Origin of the sequence: Salinarimonas ramus, from assembly GCF_014645695.1 — a bacterium.
GTDB classification, from domain to species: Bacteria; Pseudomonadota; Alphaproteobacteria; order Rhizobiales; family Beijerinckiaceae; genus Salinarimonas; species Salinarimonas ramus.
Genome location: NZ_BMMF01000011.1, coordinates 1 through 15,934, shown reverse-complemented (window position 1 = coordinate 15,934; position 15,934 = coordinate 1). Strand labels below are relative to the sequence as shown.

Below are 15,934 nucleotides of genomic sequence, written 5' to 3'. Positions count from 1 at the left end.
TTCGTTGGTGTCGTTTCCGCCCGCTCAGGCGCCGGTCACCCGCACCGTCTCGGTCTCCTGCGGCGCGATGGTGCCCCGCGCGCGGATGTGCGCGGCGACGACGTCCCAAATCGGCGGGCCCTCGGTGCCCTCGTTCACGCTCGCCCAGCCGGCGATCGTGTATTCCCGCTCGGCCTCGAGCGGCTCGCCGGTGCGCAACGAGGTGAGCGCGGAGATGCGCGAGCCCATGGGCGCGGAGACGTCGATCGCATAGGAGACCCCGCCGACGCGCACCATGTCGCCGCCCTGCTGGTAGTAGGGATCGGGGTTGAAGAGGTTGTCGGCGACGTCCTCCAGCACCTCCTTGAGCCGCGCGCCCGTCATCGTCGTGCGATAGGTCGCGGGATAGGTCATGGCGGTGGCGTTGGTGACGTCCTCCATCGTGATCTCGGCGCCGGGCAGGATCGAGGCACCCCAGCGGAAGCCCGGCGAGAGCGCGATCTCGGCGTCGCGCTGCTCGAGCATCGCCTCGCAGATCACGTCGTCGAGGGTGCCGTTGAAATTGCCGCGCCGATAGAGCAGCCCCTCCGTGCGGCCGAGCACCTCGGCGAGCGTCGCCTCGTGGGGCGCGCGGATCTCCGCGATCTTCGCCGCCATCGTGGGATCGGGCGCGATCACGTCGGAGAAGACGGGGATGAGCCGGTAGCCGAAATCCCGCACCTCCCCGCCGGAGACGTCGAGGTCGAGGCGCGAGACGAACTTGCCGTGCGAGCCCGAGGCGATCACCAGCGTCTTGCCGACCACCACCGGCTCGGGCAGCGCGTCGTGAGTGTGCGCGGTGAGCACGACGTCGATGCCGGGCACGCGCGAGGCGAGCTTGCGATCGACGTCGAAGCCGTTGTGCGACAGGAGGACGACCACGTCGGCACCCTGGGCGCGCGCCGCCTCGACGTTGGCCGCCACCTCCTCCTCCCGGATGCCGAAGGACCAGGAGGGCATCATCCAGCGCGGGTTGGCGATGGGCGTGTAGGGGAAGGCCTGGCCGATCACCGCGACCTGCACGCCCGCGCGCTCGACCATGGTCATGGCGTCGAAGACGGGCTCGTCCCAATCGGTGTCGCGGATGTTGCCGGCGAGGAACGGGAAGCCGAGCCGGGAGACGAGCTCGTTCACCCGCTCCTCGCCGAGCGTGAACTCCCAGTGGCCGACCATGGCGTCGGGCGCGAGCAGCGCCATGCACTCGACCATGTCCTCGCCCCGGGTCTGGAGCGAGGTCCAGGAGTTCTGCCAGGTGTCGCCGCCGTCGAGGAGGAGCGTGTTGGCCTCCCCGCGCTCGGCGCGAATGGCGTTCACCACGGTGGCGACCCGATCGAGCCCGCCCATCCGGCCGTAGGCCCGCGCCAGCGTCGCGAAATCCTCGTGGGTCAGCGCGTGCGCCATCGCCGAGCCCGGCGCGATGTCGTACGTGTCGAGGAGCGCGCGGCCCGTGACGTGCGGCACGAGCCCCTTCACCTCCCCCACCCCGAGATTGACCGAGGGCTCGCGGAAGTGGATCGGCACGAGCTGGGCGTGGATGTCCGTGACGTGCAGGATCGACAGGCGCCCCACCGGCTCCATGGCGAGCAGGCCGTCCTGCGTCAGGCTCTGCTGCGCGAAGGCGCGCGACCAGTGCGCGGCCGGCAGGAGCGCCGCGGTGGCGGCGGCAATCTGCAGGAAGTCGCGTCTCGTGGGCATGGGAAGGACCTCCGCCGGAGCGTTTCCTCGAGGCGCACGTCACCGTTCGCGCGCCGGGGTCCCGGCGGGCGGCGATCGTCGCGCTTTACCGGGAGAGGCGGGCGTGCCGCCTTCTCCCGCTCTCGTTCAGGGTCGGGTCAGTTGACGACGACGTCCTCGGTCGCCGTGATCTCGGTCCCGTCGTCGTCGATCCAGGTGAAGGTCAGCGTGCCCGAGCGGGGCGGCTTGACCATGAACTGGAAGTACGGGTTCGCCGAGACGGCCGGCTCGATGTCGCAGGAGAACACCGTCTGGCCCTCGAACTCGCACTTGAACGTGTTGATGATCTTGCGCGGGATGACGTTGCCGTCGCCGTCGCGGCGCTGGCCGGATTCCATGATGTGCGAGACGAGGGTCTTCACCTCGATGGTCTCGCCGGCGGCGATCTCGTTGCGGTCGAGACGGATGCGGGGACGCGGGGTGGCCATGGCCTGATATCCTCGTGTGCGGGTGCGTGAAGGCGGTGGGATCGGGCGCGGGCGTCAGCCGCCGCAGCCGCCGATCGTGACCTTCACCTCCTTGCGGTCCATGAACACCGAGCCGTCGCTCATCTTGGCGACGGCGATGACGTTCTGCGTGCCCGCGAGGCGGATGCGCGTGTTCGCCTGGGCGACGCCGGACATCGGCGAGAAGTGGAACGTGGCCACGCCCGCGCGCGGGTTCCCGTCGGCGACGATGAGCACGTCGGTGACGTGGTCCTCGTCCGTCATCGGGCTCTCGACGAAGACGTCCATGGGCACCGTGTTGCCGTTCTCGGCGATCTCCGGCACGTCCAGCGTCACGCGGCCCATCGCCGGCTCGGCGCCGCCGGTGAACTCCATGATGAGCGCGTTCGCGTCCTCGGTGGCCGCGACGGCCGGCCGCGCGCCGGCGCCGAGCCCGCTCGCCACGGCGACCGCGCCGACGCCCGCCAGGAGCGCCTGTCGACGGGTCAGTTCGAGCTTCATCGTCATCTCTTTCTCCTCGCGCATCGACCGTGCGGGCCGATGCGGTTCGCATCGTCACTTCCCACGCAGGGATACGCAGGATACAATCGAAGCAGGAGATCGAAAAGCGCCGCGTCCCGTCACGAGACCGCGACCATTCTCGGCTCCCTCCCATGGTTCGCCTTCGCGGGAGAACACATTCATTTTTTGCGATGCTGACGGACCCTCGCCGGGTCGTCAATCGGAATCTTTCCGCCTCGGCGCTTCCCATCGCATTTTTTGCATGTAACATCCTGCGACAGGATCGGAACGGCCCGGAACCGATCCACGAAACAAGAGATCGGGTACGAGGCTCGGGAGGAAACGGCCTTGCAAAAGCTCATGACTCGAAAAATCTCGACCGTCGCGCTTGCGGGAGCGCTGGCGGCCGGGCTCGCGCTCGCGGCGGCCGCGCCGCCGGCGGGCGCACAGACCGACGAGGAGACCCAGCGCGGCCTCGAGCGCTTCCGCCAGATGCTGCGCGAGGATCCGTGGGCGAACCCCGCCCTCCTCGACGCCGATCGCGGCGAGCTCCTGTGGACGACCGCCGCCGGCCCGAAGAACGCGACGCTGGAGGATTGCGACCTCGGGCTGGGGCCCGGCGTCGTCGACGGCGCCTTCGCGCAGCTGCCGCGCTATTTCGAGGATGCGGGGCGCGTCATGGACGTGGAGACGCGCATCCTGTGGTGCATGCAGGAGCTGCAGGGGGTCGACGTCGCCGCCTACGTGAAGCGCCCGCATCCGTCGGGCGGCCAGCCGGTGAAGGACGTCGGCGCCATCGCCACCTGGGTCGCCAACCGTTCCGAGGGCGAGCCCTTCGCCCCGGTCCTCGACGACGCGGCCGGGCGCGCGACCGTGGCCATGGGCGAGGCGCTGTTCAACCGCCGCTCCGGCCCGTTCGACTTCTCCTGCGCCACCTGCCACTCGGCGAGCGGCCAGCGCATCCGCCTGCAGGAATTGCCCCATCTCTCGCAGCCGGAGGAGGCGCAGGTCGCAATCGCGGAGTGGCCGGCCTATCGGGTGTCCTCCACCCACGTGATGACGATGCAGCACCGCATGTACGACTGCTATTGGCAGATGCGCATGCCGCAGCTCGAGATGGGGTCGGAGGCCTCGGTCGCGCTGATCGCCTATCTCGTCGACAAGGCCGCCGGCGGCGAGATCGCCGCGCCCGGCATCAAGCGCTGAGGAGGACGTCATGCGCACGATCGCTTTCGCTGTCGCCCTCGCGCTCGCCGCCGGGCTCCCCGCCGCCGCTTTCGCGCAGGACGAGGGCCCCTCCACGGCCGAGGTCGACGCCGTGATCGAGGCCGCCTTCCCCGGCCTCGACGAGGAATGGGCCGCACGTCTCGCCCCCGACGAGACGATGGAGCAGTGCAACGCCTCCGCCAACGTGCCCTCCGACGCCGTCTTCGAGGAGATCCGCGCCCGCGCCGCGGGCACGATCGTCTATCCCGACGACGGCGTCCTCGTGGGCTCCTGGGAGAACGGCGAGAAGCTCGCCCAGTCCGGCTACGGCATGCGCTTCTCCGACTATCCGCCGCGGCGGGAGAACGGCGGCAATTGCTACGCCTGTCACCAGCTGACACCGCAGGAAGTGTCCTACGGCACGCTCGGCCCGAGCCTGATGGGCTACGGCAAGCTGCGCGACTATTCGGAGGAGGCGGTGAAGGCCGCCTACGAGAAGGTCTACAACCCGCACATGGCCTTCCCCTGCTCGATGATGCCGCGTTTCGGCACCAACGGCGTCCTCACGATCGACCAGATCAAGGACATCGTGGCGCTGCTCATGGACCCGGCCTCGCCGGTCAACCGATAGCCGAGGGGACGGCGGCGCCGACATGCGCCGCCGTCCTCCCGCGGCTCGCGGACGCGCTCGCGGGCGGCTCGCGCTTGACGCCCGGCCCCCGGCGTGGTTTGCCCTCGCGCATCCTTGCGACGCGTACCGGCGTTGACCGCCGTCGAGACCGCCTCCGATCCCGGGAGGCGCTGGAGCCGCCATGATCCGCACACCCCTCATGACCGTGATGGTCGACGCCGTGATGAAGGCCGCGCGCTCCTTGAAGCGCGACTTCGGCGAGGTCGAGAACCTGCAGGTCTCCCGCAAGGGTCCGAGCGACTTCGTCTCGGCCGCCGACCGCAAGGCCGAGCAGGTCCTGCGCGAGGCGCTCGCCAAGGCGCGGCCCGGCTACGGCTTCGTGCTCGAGGAGGGCGGCCGGATCGAGGGCGGCGACACGCAGAACGTCTGGTACGTCGATCCCCTCGACGGCACGACGAACTTCCTGCACGGCATTCCCCAGTTCGCCATCTCGGTGGGGCTGGAGCGCGACGGCAAGATGTATGCCGGCGTGATCTACGATCCCATCAAGGACGAGCTCTACGTGGCCGAGAAGGGCCAGGGCGCCTTCCTCAACAATCGCCGCCTGCGCGTGTCGGCGCGCACCGACCTCGCCGATTGCGTCGTCGCCTGCGGCATCCCCTTCCTCGGCCACGGCAACCATCCCGAATTCCTGCGCGAGCTCGGCACGATCATGGCCAAGGTCGCCGGCGTGCGCCGCATGGGCTCGGCCGCCCTCGACCTCGCCGCCGTGGCGGCGGGGCGCTGCGACGGCTACTGGGAGCGCAACGTCCAGACCTACGACATCGCGGCGGGGCTCATCCTGGTGCGCGAGGCCGGCGGCTTCGTCGCCGACGCGGACGGCGGCGAGCAGATGATGCAGAAGGGCTCGGTGGTCGCCGGCAACGAGGTGGTGCAGCGCGAGCTCCTGCGGATCGTCCGCACCGCGTCGAAAGCCGGCTGAGCACCCGCCTTTCGCGTGAGAGAGCGTCCCGATCGGCGCGCGCGAGGGTGCCATTCGGCTTGACGGCGCGTTCGCACGTGGTCACCTATGCCGGGAAGCGGGGCGAGTGGGAGCACGATGGCGGTCGCGTCCAACAACCAGACGAGCAAGAGGCCCATGAGCGCGCCGCGGATCTACCTGATCCGCATGGGCGTCTTCCTGGTGCTGGCGGGTTTCCTCGCCTTCATCCTCTACGAGCCGATCTGGGAGGCGTTCCTCGCCAATCCCGGGCTCAACGGCATCATCGTCGGCGTGCTCTTCATCGGCATCCTCCTCGCGCTCAGGCAGGTGGTGCGCCTCTTCCGCGAGACGCGATGGGTCAATTCCGTCGATCTCGAGACCGGCGAGAGCGTGGCGACGAAGCACCCGGTCCTGCTCGCGCCGGTGGCGCAGGTGGTCAACCCGCGCGCCAACGGCGGCGGGCCGATCGGCATCCCCGTCGCGACGCTTCGCTCGCTCCTCGATTCGGTGGCCTCGCGCCTCGACGAGAGCCGCGAGATCGTGCGCTATCTGGCGGGCCTCCTCATCCTGCTCGGCCTGCTCGGCACCTTCTGGGGCCTGATCGAGACCGTCGGCGCGGTGGGCGCCAACATCGCCGCCCTGCGCTCGGGGGGCGACGCGGCCGTCCTGTTCGACGAGCTCAAGGCGAGCCTCGCCGCGCCGCTGACGGGCATCGGCATCGCCTTCTCGTCCTCGCTCTTCGGGCTGGGCTCCTCCCTCGTCGTCGGCTTCCTCGACCTGCAGGCGGGCCAGGCGCAGAACCGCTTCTTCACCGAGCTGGAGGACCACCTGTCCGCCCACGCCATCGAGGAGGCGCCGCCGATCAGCCTCGCCAAGCCGGGGGCCGCCGGCGTCCCGCCGGAGCTCGCGGCGGCGATCGCGCGGCTGACCCAGGTGGTGGAGAGCGGCGGCGGCGGGCGCGCCACCTCCCAGGCCATGGCCAACCTCGCCGAGGGCATCCAGGGCCTCGTCCAGCACATGCGCGCCGAGCAGCAGATGATCCGCGACTGGGTCGAGGCGCAGGCCCAGCGCGAGAAGGAGCTGAAGCAGGTGCTCGAGCGGATCGCCGCGGAGAGGGCCTGACATGGCGCTCGCCACGCGACGCACGCGGCGCGATCGCGGCCTGAACTACTGGCCGAGCTACGTCGACGCGCTCTCGACGCTGCTCCTCGTCATCGTCTTCCTGCTGTCGATCTTCGTGCTCGGGCAGTTCTTCCTCACCCAGGAGATCGCCGGGCGCGACACCGCGCTCGACCGCCTCAACCGCCAGATCGCCGAGCTGACCGATCTCCTCGCCCTCGAGCGCGCCCAGCGCCGGGAGAGCGAGGACGAGCTCTCCGCCCTCCAGTCCACCCTCAACGCCACGGAGGTGGAGCAGGCGCGCCTCGAGCAGATGCTCGCCGCCGGCATCGGCGCCGACGAGCGCGCCACCGCCCTGACGGAGCAGATCGACGCGGAGCGCCAGGAGACCGCGCGCGCCCTCGACCAGGTGGCGATCCTCAACCAGCAGCTCGCGGCTCTGCGCCGTCAGATCGGCGCGCTGGAGGCGGCGCTCGAGGCCTCCGAGCAGCGCGACCGGGAGAGCCAGGCGCGCATCGCCGATCTCGGCTCGCGCCTCAACGTGGCGCTCGCCCAGCGCGTCCAGGAGCTCGCGCGCTTCCGCTCGGACTTCTTCGGGCGCCTGCGCCAGATCATCGGCACGCGCCCGGACATCCGCATCGTCGGCGACCGCTTCGTCTTCCAGTCCGAGGTGCTGTTCCCGCCCGGCCAATCGGCGCTGCGCGCGGGGCCGCAGCCCGAGCTCGATTCGATGGCGAGCGCCATCCTCGAGCTCGCGGACGAGATCCCGCCCGACATCGAATGGGTCGTGCGCGTGGACGGGCACACGGACGTGCGCCCCATCAACACCGCGCAATTCCCCTCGAACTGGTATCTCTCCTCCGCCCGCGCCATCGCAGTGGTGAACTACCTGATCGAGGCGGGCGTGCCGCCGACGCGCCTCCTGGCCGCCGGCTTCGGCGAGTTCCAGCCGATCGACGCGGGCGAGACGGAAGAGGCCTTCGCCCGCAACCGCCGCATCGAGTTCAAGCTGACCGAGCGCTGAGAGCCTCGTGCGGTCGGGACCGACGCGCGGGCGGGCCCGGCCGGAACGCCGGCTCAGCGTTCGACGAGGATCCACAGCCCCAGCCGCGCGCCGGCGAAGATCGCCGCCAGCGCCAGGAACGAGCCGATCGAGAGCGTCGCCACGCCGGAGACGCCCTGCCCGATCGTGCAGCCCAAAGCCGCGACGCCGCCCGTGCCCATCAGGAAGGCGCCCAGCACGTGGCGCTTCACCTCGCGTGCGTCGTCCGGCGCCTCCCAGAAGAACTCGCCGGCCGTGCGCGCCGCGAGGACGGCGCCCGCCAGCACGCCGAGCGTCGCCCCGACGGGAAAGTCGATCGCGATCCCGGTGGCGAGCGCCGCCCACAGCAGCGTCTCGCCCAGCGGCGCGACGAAGGTGAAGCTCTCCACCCTGCGATCGTCGAAGGGATCGACCCCGAGAACGCCCGTCACCGCGAAGCCCGCCGTCACCAGGAGCCCGATGGCGAGCCCCGTCGCGAGGAGCTTGCGCGAGGTCCGCGTCGCCTCGTGGGCGAGGGCGAGGGAGGCGAAGCCGCCCGCCACGGCGAGCGCGAGCGCCGTCGCCGCGCCGGGGGCGAGGCCGAGGAGGACCGGCAGCGTCTGCGACGGCAAGGGGGAGAGATCGACGGCGAGCGGATCGAGCAGCGCGATCCGGGCGAGGCCGGTGAGCCCGCGCATGGCCATGAGCGCGGAGAGCCCCAGGACGAGGAAGCCGAGGAGCGCCTTCAGGTCCCCGCCGCCCAGCCGCAGCAGCATGCCGAAGCCGCAGGTCCCCACGAGCGCCATGCCGACCCCGAACAGGAGCCCGCCGACGAGCGCCCCCGCCCAGTCGAGCCGCGGGCCCACGTAGATCGTGCGCGACAGGTCGAGATCCGTCCCCGCCGAGAGCGCGATCACGCCCGCCGTCGCGACGCCGATCGCCAGCGCCCAGGCGCGAAGCCGGCGGGTGTCGCGGGCGTACACCGCGTCCTCGATGGCGCCGAGCGTGCAGAAGCGCCCCCGCCGCGCGGCGAAGCCCAGCGCCGCCCCGGCCAGGAAGCCGAGGAGCGCGCGCAGGAGGTTCGCCGCCAGGAGGTCGATCATCGGGACGATCCGGTCGGGACGGGGGCCGGCTGCCATTCACCGCCTCGCATATGTTCGTCTCGCGCGGAGGCGAGATCAAGGCGTCGATGATCGCCTCGCCCCGCCCTGCGCACACGCGCGAGGCGCGGATGCCCGATCTTTGGGCAAGAACGGCGCGAGCGTGGCCTTGCCGGCGGCCCGAACGGGCGCGACGATGGCGGCTCGTACCGAGACGCGTTTCATGCTGATGACCCGCCCAGAGCTCGACCACGCCCCGCCGCGCTGGATCCGCGCCGCGGGCGGCGTGCGCGTGGAGATCGGGGCGACGGCGCGCGGCTCCGCCCCGATCCGCGTCGCCGAGCGGGGCGGCTACCGCGTGCGCTTCGTGGGTGGCGCGCGCCGCGGCGAGCCGCTTTGCGAAGGCGTCTACCTCAACACCGGGGGGGGCCTCGCCGGGGGCGACAGCCTCGGCCTCGACGTCGTTCTCGCCGCGGGCACCCGCGCGACGCTGACGACGCAGGCGGCCGAGAAGATCTACCGCGCCCAGGGCGACGACACGACGATCCGCGTCGACCTCGAGCTCGGAGCGGGCGCGGCGCTCGACTGGCTGCCGCAGGAGCAGATCCTCTTCGACGGCGCCCGGCTCGCGCGCACGATCGACGTCTCCCTCGCCGCCGATTCGCGCCTCCTCCTCGTGGAGGGCTGCGTCTTCGGGCGTCTCGCCATGGGCGAGACCATGCGCGAGGGCATGCTCCGGGATCGCTGGCGCGTGCGTCGCGCCGGGCGGCTCGTGTTCGCCGAGGACGTGCGGCTCGAGGGCGCCGTTTCCGAGGCGCTGGCGCGCCCCGCCTGCGGCGCCGGCGCGCGCGCGCTCGCCACCGTCCTCCTCGTCTCTCCCGATGCGGAGGGGCGCGTCGAGGAGGCGCGCGCGGCGCTCCGCGACGCCGGCGCCGAATGCGCGGCGGGCGGCGTCGACGGCATGCTCCTCGCCCGCTTCGTCGCCGGCGATCCGCAGCGCCTACGCGCCGATCTCGCGCGCTTCCTCGAACGGCTCTCCGGCCGTCCCCTCCCCCGTTCCTGGTCCACCTGAGGTGCCCCGATGAAGCTCTCCCCCCGCGAGAAGGACAAGCTCCTCGTCGCCATGGCGGCGATGGTGGCGCGCCGGCGGCTCGAGCGCGGCGTCAAGCTCAACTACCCGGAAGCGATCGCGCTCATCAGCGATTTCGTCGTCGAGGGCGCACGCGACGGGCGCACCGTGGCCGACCTGATGGAGGCGGGCGCGCACGTGCTCACCGCCGACCAGGTGATGGACGGCGTCGCCGAGATGATCCACGACGTGCAGGTCGAGGCCACCTTCCCGGACGGGACGAAGCTCGTCACCGTGCACGAGCCGATCCGAGGCGCCTCGCACGCCCTCGTCCCCGGCGAGGTGAACGTGGCGGAGGGCGACATCGTCCTCAACGAGGGCCGCGAGACGCTGACGCTCGACGTCGCCAATACAGGCGACCGCCCGATCCAGGTGGGCTCCCACTACCATTTCGCCGAGACCAACGGCGCGCTCGCCTTCGACCGCGACAAGGCGCGGGGCATGCGCCTCGACATCCCCGCGGGCACGGCCGTGCGCTTCGAGCCCGGCCAGACGCGCGAGGTGACGCTCGTGCCGTTCTCCGGCGAGCGCAAGGTCTACGGCTTCCAGGGCAAGGTGATGGGCGCGTTGTGAGGGAGGGCGGATCTTGGACCCGACGCCGATCAGCGCCATAGTAAGGCGACTGGGCGAAACGTAAGGAAGGCCGGAATGGGCGCTGTCGTCACATCGAAGGGCCAGATCACCCTGCCGGCAGACGTCCGGCGCGAGTTCGGCATCAACCAGGGAGACGAGATCGTCTTCTTCAAGAAGCTCGACGGATCGATGGGCGTGCGGGTCCGCCGGCCGCGCCCCGGCGCCGGGCGAGGGATGTTCAAGATCGACCGGTCCCTGACGAACGAGGAGATCGACGAGGCGATCGGCCAGGAGGTGGAGGCGAGGTACGGGCGGACGCTCGCCCAGCCCGCCGACACGGAAGCGGACTCCTCGTCGTGATCGCCCTCGATACCAACGTCCTCGTGCGCTACTTTTTCGACCATGGCGATCCGCAGCACGCGTCGTCCGCGGCCATCATCGACCAGCGCTGCTCACCGTCGTCGCCCGGGTTCGTCAGCCATGTGATCCTCGCGGAATTCTCCTGGGTGGCGCGACGCTCCTTCAAGATCACGCGCAGCGAGCTCGCCGCCGCTCTCGCGGCTATTCTCGACCACGAGCACATGGCTGTCGAGGAAGCGAAGCTGGTCGAGGCGGCGCTCGGCGACTTCGCGACGGGACGCGCCGACTTCAGCGATTACCTGGCGGCCACGATCGGACGCGAACGGGATGCATCGCCTTTCGTCACTTTCGACCAGATCGCCGCTCGCGAACCAGGCTTCGAATCCGCCCTCTAGCCCCACCCCAGAAAGGCCCGCCCATGCCCTACCGCATCTCCCGCGCCGCCTACGCCGACATGTTCGGGCCCACCGTGGGCGATCTCGTGCGCCTCGCCGACACCGAGCTCGTCATCCGTGTCGAGCGCGATCTGACGGTCTACGGCGAGGAGGTGAAGTTCGGCGGCGGCAAGGTGATCCGCGACGGGATGGGGCAGAGCCAGTTCACCAACGCGCAAGGCGCCGTCGACACGGTGATCACGAACGCGCTCATCGTCGATCACTGGGGGATCGTGAAGGCCGATGTCGGGCTCGTGGGCGGGCGCATCGTCAAGATCGGCAAGGCGGGCAATCCGGACGTCCAGCCCGGCGTCGACATCGTGGTGGGGCCCGGCACCGAAGCGATCGCCGGCGAGGGCAAGATCCTCACCGCCGGCGGCTTCGACAGCCACATCCACTTCATCTGCCCCCAGCAGGTGGAGGACGCGCTCATGTCGGGCGTCACCACCATGCTCGGCGGCGGCACCGGCCCCGCGGACGGCACCAACGCCACCACCTGCACGCCCGGCCCCTTCCACGTCTCGCGCATGCTCCAGGCGATGGACGGCCTGCCCGTGAACCTCGCGCTCTCGGGCAAGGGCAACGCCGCACTTCCCGGCGCCCTCGTCGAGATGATCGAGGCCGGCGTCTGCGCGCTGAAGCTCCACGAGGATTGGGGGACGACGCCCCAGGCGATCGACACCTGCCTTTCGGTGGCGGACGAATACGACATCCAGGTGATGATCCACACCGACACGCTGAACGAATCGGGCTTCGTCGAGAACACCATCGCCGCCTTCAAGGGCCGCACCATCCACGCCTTCCACACCGAGGGCGCGGGCGGCGGGCACGCGCCCGACATCATCAAGGTGGCGGGGCTTTCCAACGTGCTGCCCTCCTCCACCAACCCGACGCGGCCCTTCACGGTGAACACGATCGACGAGCATCTCGACATGCTCATGGTCTGCCATCACCTCGACCCCGCGATCCCCGAGGACCTCGCCTTCGCCGAGAGCCGCATCCGCAAGGAGACCATCGCCGCCGAGGACATCCTCCACGATCTCGGCGCGCTCTCGATGATGGCGTCGGACAGCCAGGCCATGGGCCGCGTCGGCGAGGTGATCACCCGCACCTGGCAGACCGCCCACAAGATGAAGACCCAGCGTGGCGCCCTCCCGGAGGACCGGGGCTCGGGCGCCGACAATTTCCGGGTCAAGCGCTACATTGCCAAGTACACGATCAACCCGGCGATCGCGCACGGCATCTCCGCCCATATCGGCTCGGTCGAGGAGGGCAAGATGGCCGACCTCGTCCTGTGGGACCCGGCCTTCTTCGGCACCAAGCCGCACCTCGTCATCAAGGGCGGCGCCATCGTCGCGGCCGCGATGGGCGATCCGAACGCCTCGATCCCGACGCCCCAGCCGGTGCACTACCGCCCGATGTTCGCCGCCTTCGGGCGTGCGCTGACGACGACCTCCGTCACCTTCGTCTCGAAGGCGGCGATCGCGCGCGACGTGCGCGGGCGCCTCGGCCTCCAGAAGGAGCTCTTGCCCGTGGAGAACGTGCGCTCGGGCATCTCCAAGGCGGACATGATCCACAATTCCGCCTGCCCCGCCATCACGGTGGATCCCGAGACCTACGCCGTCACCGCCGACGGCGAGCTCCTCGTCTGCGAGCCGGCGACGAGCCTGCCGCTGGCGCAGCGGTATTTCCTGTTCTGAGGATCGTCGGCGGGCCCGCGCCCGGCGCGGAGGCGCATGCGCGGGCCCCGTGTTGCGCCCGGCGCTCGCGGGCGTATACAGACCCCGACCTGTCGAGGAGAGGGGGCGCGTGTGACGAAGAGCATTTCCGAGGACCTGAAATCCGGTGCCCTCGTCTACCACCGCTATCCGCGTCCCGGTAAGCTCGAGATCCAGCCGACGAAGCCGCTCGGCAACCAGCGCGACCTGGCGCTGGCCTATTCGCCCGGCGTCGCCGCCGCATGCGAGGCCATCGTCGAGGATCCGGGCGAGGCGGCGACGCTGACCTCGCGCCAGAATCTCGTCGCCGTGGTCTCGAACGGCACCGCCGTGCTCGGCCTCGGCAATATCGGGCCCCTCGCCTCCAAGCCCGTGATGGAGGGCAAGGCGGTCCTCTTCAAGAAGTTCGCCGGCATCGACGTCTTCGACATCGAGGTGGCGCAGACCGACGTCGACGCCCTCGTCGAGACGGTGGCGGCGCTCGAGCCGACCTTCGGCGGCATCAATCTCGAGGACATCAAGGCGCCCGAGTGCTTCGAGGTGGAGGAGCGGCTCAAGGCGCGCATGGGCATTCCCGTCTTCCACGACGACCAGCACGGCACCGCCATCATCGTCGGCGCGGCGGTCACGAACGCGCTCGCGCTCTCGGGCAAGAAGATCGAGGAGATCCGCATCGTCGCGTCCGGCGCCGGCGCCGCCGCGCTGGCCTGCCTCAACCTGCTGGTCTCGCTGGGCGCGAAGCGCGAGAACATCTTCGTCACCGATATCGAGGGCGTCGTCTACGAGGGGCGCGAGGCGCTCATGGACCGCTGGAAGGCGGTCTACGCCCAGAAGACGCAGGCGCGCACCCTCGCCGAGGTGATCGAGGGCGCGGACGTCTTCCTCGGCCTCTCCGCCGGCGGCGTTCTCAAGCCCGAATACCTCGAGCGCATGGCGCGCCTGCCCCTCGTCCTCGCGCTGGCCAATCCCAACCCGGAGATCATGCCGGACGTGGCCCAGGCGGTGCGGCCCGACGCCATGATCTGCACCGGGCGCTCGGACTTCCCCAACCAGGTCAACAACGTCCTGTGCTTCCCCTACATCTTCCGCGGCGCGCTCGATGTGGGCGCGACGACCATCAACGAGGAGATGAAGGCCGCCGCCGTGAAGGCCATCGCGGCGCTGGCGCGGGAGGCGCCCTCCGAGGTGGTGGCGCGGGCCTATGGCGGCGAGGCGCGGCCCTTCGGCAAGGAATCGCTGATCCCGAGCCCCTTCGATCCGCGGCTGATCCTGCGCATCGCGCCCGCCGTGGCCAAGGCCGCCATGGACACGGGCGTCGCCGCCCGCCCGCTCGTAGACCTCAAGGCCTACGAGGATTCGCTGGGCGGCTTCGTCTTCCGTTCCGGCTTCATCATGAAGCCCCTCTTCGCCGCAGCGAAGGCCGCGCCCAAGCGCGTCATCTACGCCGAGGGCGAGGACGAGCGCGTGCTGCGCGCCGCCCAGGTCGTCATCGAGGAGGGCATCGCCCGCCCCATCCTGATCGGGCGCCCCGCAGTCGTTCAGACGCGCCTCGAGCGCTTCGGCCTCTCCCTGGAGATCGGCCGCGACGTCGACCTGATCAATCCCGAGGACGATCCCCGCTACCGCGACTACGTCGCGACCTACCTCGAGATCGCCGGGCGCCAGGGCATCACGCCGGACGCCGCCCGCACGCTGGTGCGCACCAACGCCACCGTCATCGCGGCACTCGCCGTGCAGCGGGGCGACGCGGACGCGCTGATCTGCGGGCTGGAGGGGCGGTTCCAATCGAACCTCCGGCATCTGCGCACGATCATCGGGATGGCTCCCGGCGCGCGCGATTTCGCGGCGCTCTCCCTCATGATCACCCGTCGGGGCGCGTATTTCCTCGCCGACACGCATGTGCGGCCGGATCCGACGGCGGAGGAGATCGCCGACGTCGCCTGCGCCTGCGCGAGTCACGTCGCGCGCTTCGGCCTCGACCCGAAGATCGCCCTCGTCTCGCATTCCGATTTCGGCTCGATCGATTCGCCCTCCGCGCGAAAGATGCGCGACGCGCTCCACCTCATCCGCGAGCGGGCGCCGAACCTCGAGGTCGACGGCGAGATGCAGGCCGACACCGCCCTCCTCCAGGCGACCCGCGACCGCGTGCTGCCGCATTCGCGGCTCACCGGCGAGGCGAACGTCCTCATAATGCCCAACCTCGATGCGGCCAATATCGCCTACCAGCTCACCAAGGTGCTCGCGGACGCCCTCCCCGTCGGGCCGATCCTGATCGGGCCGGCGAAGCCGGCGCACGTCGTGACGCCCTCCGTGACGGCCCGTGGCATCGTCAACATGACGGCGGTGGCCGTGGTGGAGGCGCAGGCGGGTCTCTGAGGGCGGGCGCTTCAGCCGCCGGGCGAATGCCCGGGCGAGCGCGCGAGGGATCGCGCGCATCATCCTCCGCATCTGCGTTCTACCCGTCGCCATGACCGCCCTCCGGTTTCGGATGCGACCCTGCCGCACTGCGTGCCCCAGGAACAAATCGGGTACAGTACGCATGTCGTAGCGGCAATTGAGCGGGGACCGGCATGGTCTCGGCCCCCCGTCCCGGCCGCGGCTCGAAGCTTCAACGCTTCATTCGCCTCGGTTCTGCACGTCTCCACGCATCGCCGCGATCATGGCGGAGCCGACATCGTTCAGGGCATCGGCGCTCGAGCCTGCCGCATGGACATGCGTATTGTTCCGCATTTGTTCGTCAGAAACGAACGATCCTAGTCTCCTCACGACGACATTGGAGACACGCCATGCGAAGCAGCCTGAGCCAGGTACGAGCCGCCCCGCCCGCCACGATCGCGCTCGCCCGGGAGCGACGGCGGGGGTCGTGTCCCCGATGGTGGTGTAGCTCGACGGGAGCGGAGCCGTCCGGCCGCGCGCCCTCCATAGCGCCGTAGCGGACGGACGGCTTCGCGGGTGGTCATCG

General features: G+C 70.5%; 15 protein-coding genes. 11 read left to right on the top strand and 4 right to left on the bottom strand.

The features are described 5' to 3' along the window. Nucleotides 1-24 precede the first annotated feature (24 nt). The 3 genes from soxB to soxY all read right to left on the bottom strand — a co-directional run bounded on the left by soxB (nucleotide 25) and on the right by soxY (nucleotide 2,705). Entirely contained in the window at nucleotides 25-1,713 is a 1,689-nt protein-coding gene (soxB, locus tag IEX89_RS17320; protein WP_188914514.1) for a thiosulfohydrolase SoxB, read from the bottom strand. Between the two features lie 137 nt (nucleotides 1,714-1,850). Further along, nucleotides 1,851-2,180, bottom strand: a complete 330-nt coding sequence (gene soxZ / locus IEX89_RS17315) for a thiosulfate oxidation carrier complex protein SoxZ (protein ID WP_188914513.1) — start codon at nucleotides 2,178-2,180, stop codon at nucleotides 1,851-1,853. 54 nt (nucleotides 2,181-2,234) lie between these two features. Next, nucleotides 2,235-2,705 carry a thiosulfate oxidation carrier protein SoxY gene (gene soxY / locus IEX89_RS17310; RefSeq protein WP_188914512.1) on the bottom strand — a complete coding sequence of 157 codons (471 nt, stop codon included), beginning with the start codon at nucleotides 2,703-2,705 and terminating at the stop codon, nucleotides 2,235-2,237. A 342-nt stretch (nucleotides 2,706-3,047) separates the two neighbouring features. On the opposite strand from soxY, the gene soxA reads away from it, so the two are divergent. From soxA to IEX89_RS17285, 5 genes are all read left to right on the top strand, one after another. Next, entirely contained in the window at nucleotides 3,048-3,905 is an 858-nt protein-coding gene (soxA, locus tag IEX89_RS17305; protein WP_210317661.1) for a sulfur oxidation c-type cytochrome SoxA, read from the top strand. A 10-nt stretch (nucleotides 3,906-3,915) separates the two neighbouring features. Continuing rightward, the gene (soxX, locus tag IEX89_RS17300) at nucleotides 3,916-4,536 is read left to right on the top strand and encodes a sulfur oxidation c-type cytochrome SoxX (protein ID WP_188914511.1); all 621 of its coding nucleotides are present in this window, start codon (nucleotides 3,916-3,918) and stop codon (nucleotides 4,534-4,536) included. A 181-nt stretch (nucleotides 4,537-4,717) separates the two neighbouring features. Further along, nucleotides 4,718-5,518 (top strand): inositol monophosphatase family protein, encoded by an 801-nt coding sequence (locus IEX89_RS17295; protein WP_188914510.1) that lies wholly within the window; start codon nucleotides 4,718-4,720, stop codon nucleotides 5,516-5,518. 156 nt (nucleotides 5,519-5,674) lie between these two features. Beyond that, nucleotides 5,675-6,640 (top strand): MotA/TolQ/ExbB proton channel family protein, encoded by a 966-nt coding sequence (locus tag IEX89_RS17290; RefSeq protein WP_244645555.1) that lies wholly within the window; start codon nucleotides 5,675-5,677, stop codon nucleotides 6,638-6,640. Between the two features lies 1 nt (nucleotide 6,641). Continuing rightward, nucleotides 6,642-7,661 (top strand): peptidoglycan -binding protein, encoded by a 1,020-nt coding sequence (locus tag IEX89_RS17285; protein ID WP_188914508.1) that lies wholly within the window; start codon nucleotides 6,642-6,644, stop codon nucleotides 7,659-7,661. A gap of 53 nt (nucleotides 7,662-7,714) precedes the next feature. Here IEX89_RS17285 and IEX89_RS17280 read toward each other — a convergent pair whose 3' ends face one another. After that, nucleotides 7,715-8,797, bottom strand: a complete 1,083-nt coding sequence (locus tag IEX89_RS17280; RefSeq protein ID WP_244645551.1) for a YeeE/YedE family protein — start codon at nucleotides 8,795-8,797, stop codon at nucleotides 7,715-7,717. Nucleotides 8,798-8,981: 184 nt separating this feature from the next. On the opposite strand from IEX89_RS17280, the gene IEX89_RS17275 reads away from it, so the two are divergent. From IEX89_RS17275 to IEX89_RS17250, 6 genes are all read left to right on the top strand, one after another. Further along, nucleotides 8,982-9,830: an urease accessory protein UreD gene (locus IEX89_RS17275; RefSeq protein ID WP_188914507.1), complete on the top strand. Its 849-nt coding sequence runs from the start codon at nucleotides 8,982-8,984 to the stop codon at nucleotides 9,828-9,830. Nucleotides 9,831-9,839: 9 nt separating this feature from the next. Further along, nucleotides 9,840-10,460, top strand: a complete 621-nt coding sequence (locus IEX89_RS17270; RefSeq protein WP_188914506.1) for an urease subunit gamma — start codon at nucleotides 9,840-9,842, stop codon at nucleotides 10,458-10,460. Between the two features lie 75 nt (nucleotides 10,461-10,535). Continuing rightward, complete coding sequence (locus tag IEX89_RS17265; RefSeq protein ID WP_188914505.1) at nucleotides 10,536-10,820, top strand: AbrB/MazE/SpoVT family DNA-binding domain-containing protein; 285 nt, start codon at nucleotides 10,536-10,538, stop codon at nucleotides 10,818-10,820. After that, the gene (locus IEX89_RS17260; protein ID WP_188914504.1) at nucleotides 10,817-11,215 is read left to right on the top strand and encodes a type II toxin-antitoxin system VapC family toxin; all 399 of its coding nucleotides are present in this window, start codon (nucleotides 10,817-10,819) and stop codon (nucleotides 11,213-11,215) included. Before IEX89_RS17265 ends, IEX89_RS17260 begins: the two co-directional genes overlap by 4 nt. A gap of 23 nt (nucleotides 11,216-11,238) precedes the next feature. After that, nucleotides 11,239-12,954, top strand: a complete 1,716-nt coding sequence (ureC, locus tag IEX89_RS17255) for an urease subunit alpha (RefSeq protein WP_188914503.1) — start codon at nucleotides 11,239-11,241, stop codon at nucleotides 12,952-12,954. A gap of 111 nt (nucleotides 12,955-13,065) precedes the next feature. Then, nucleotides 13,066-15,348: an NADP-dependent malic enzyme gene (locus IEX89_RS17250; protein ID WP_280513924.1), complete on the top strand. Its 2,283-nt coding sequence runs from the start codon at nucleotides 13,066-13,068 to the stop codon at nucleotides 15,346-15,348. The last annotated feature ends 586 nt before the right edge of the window (nucleotides 15,349-15,934 follow it).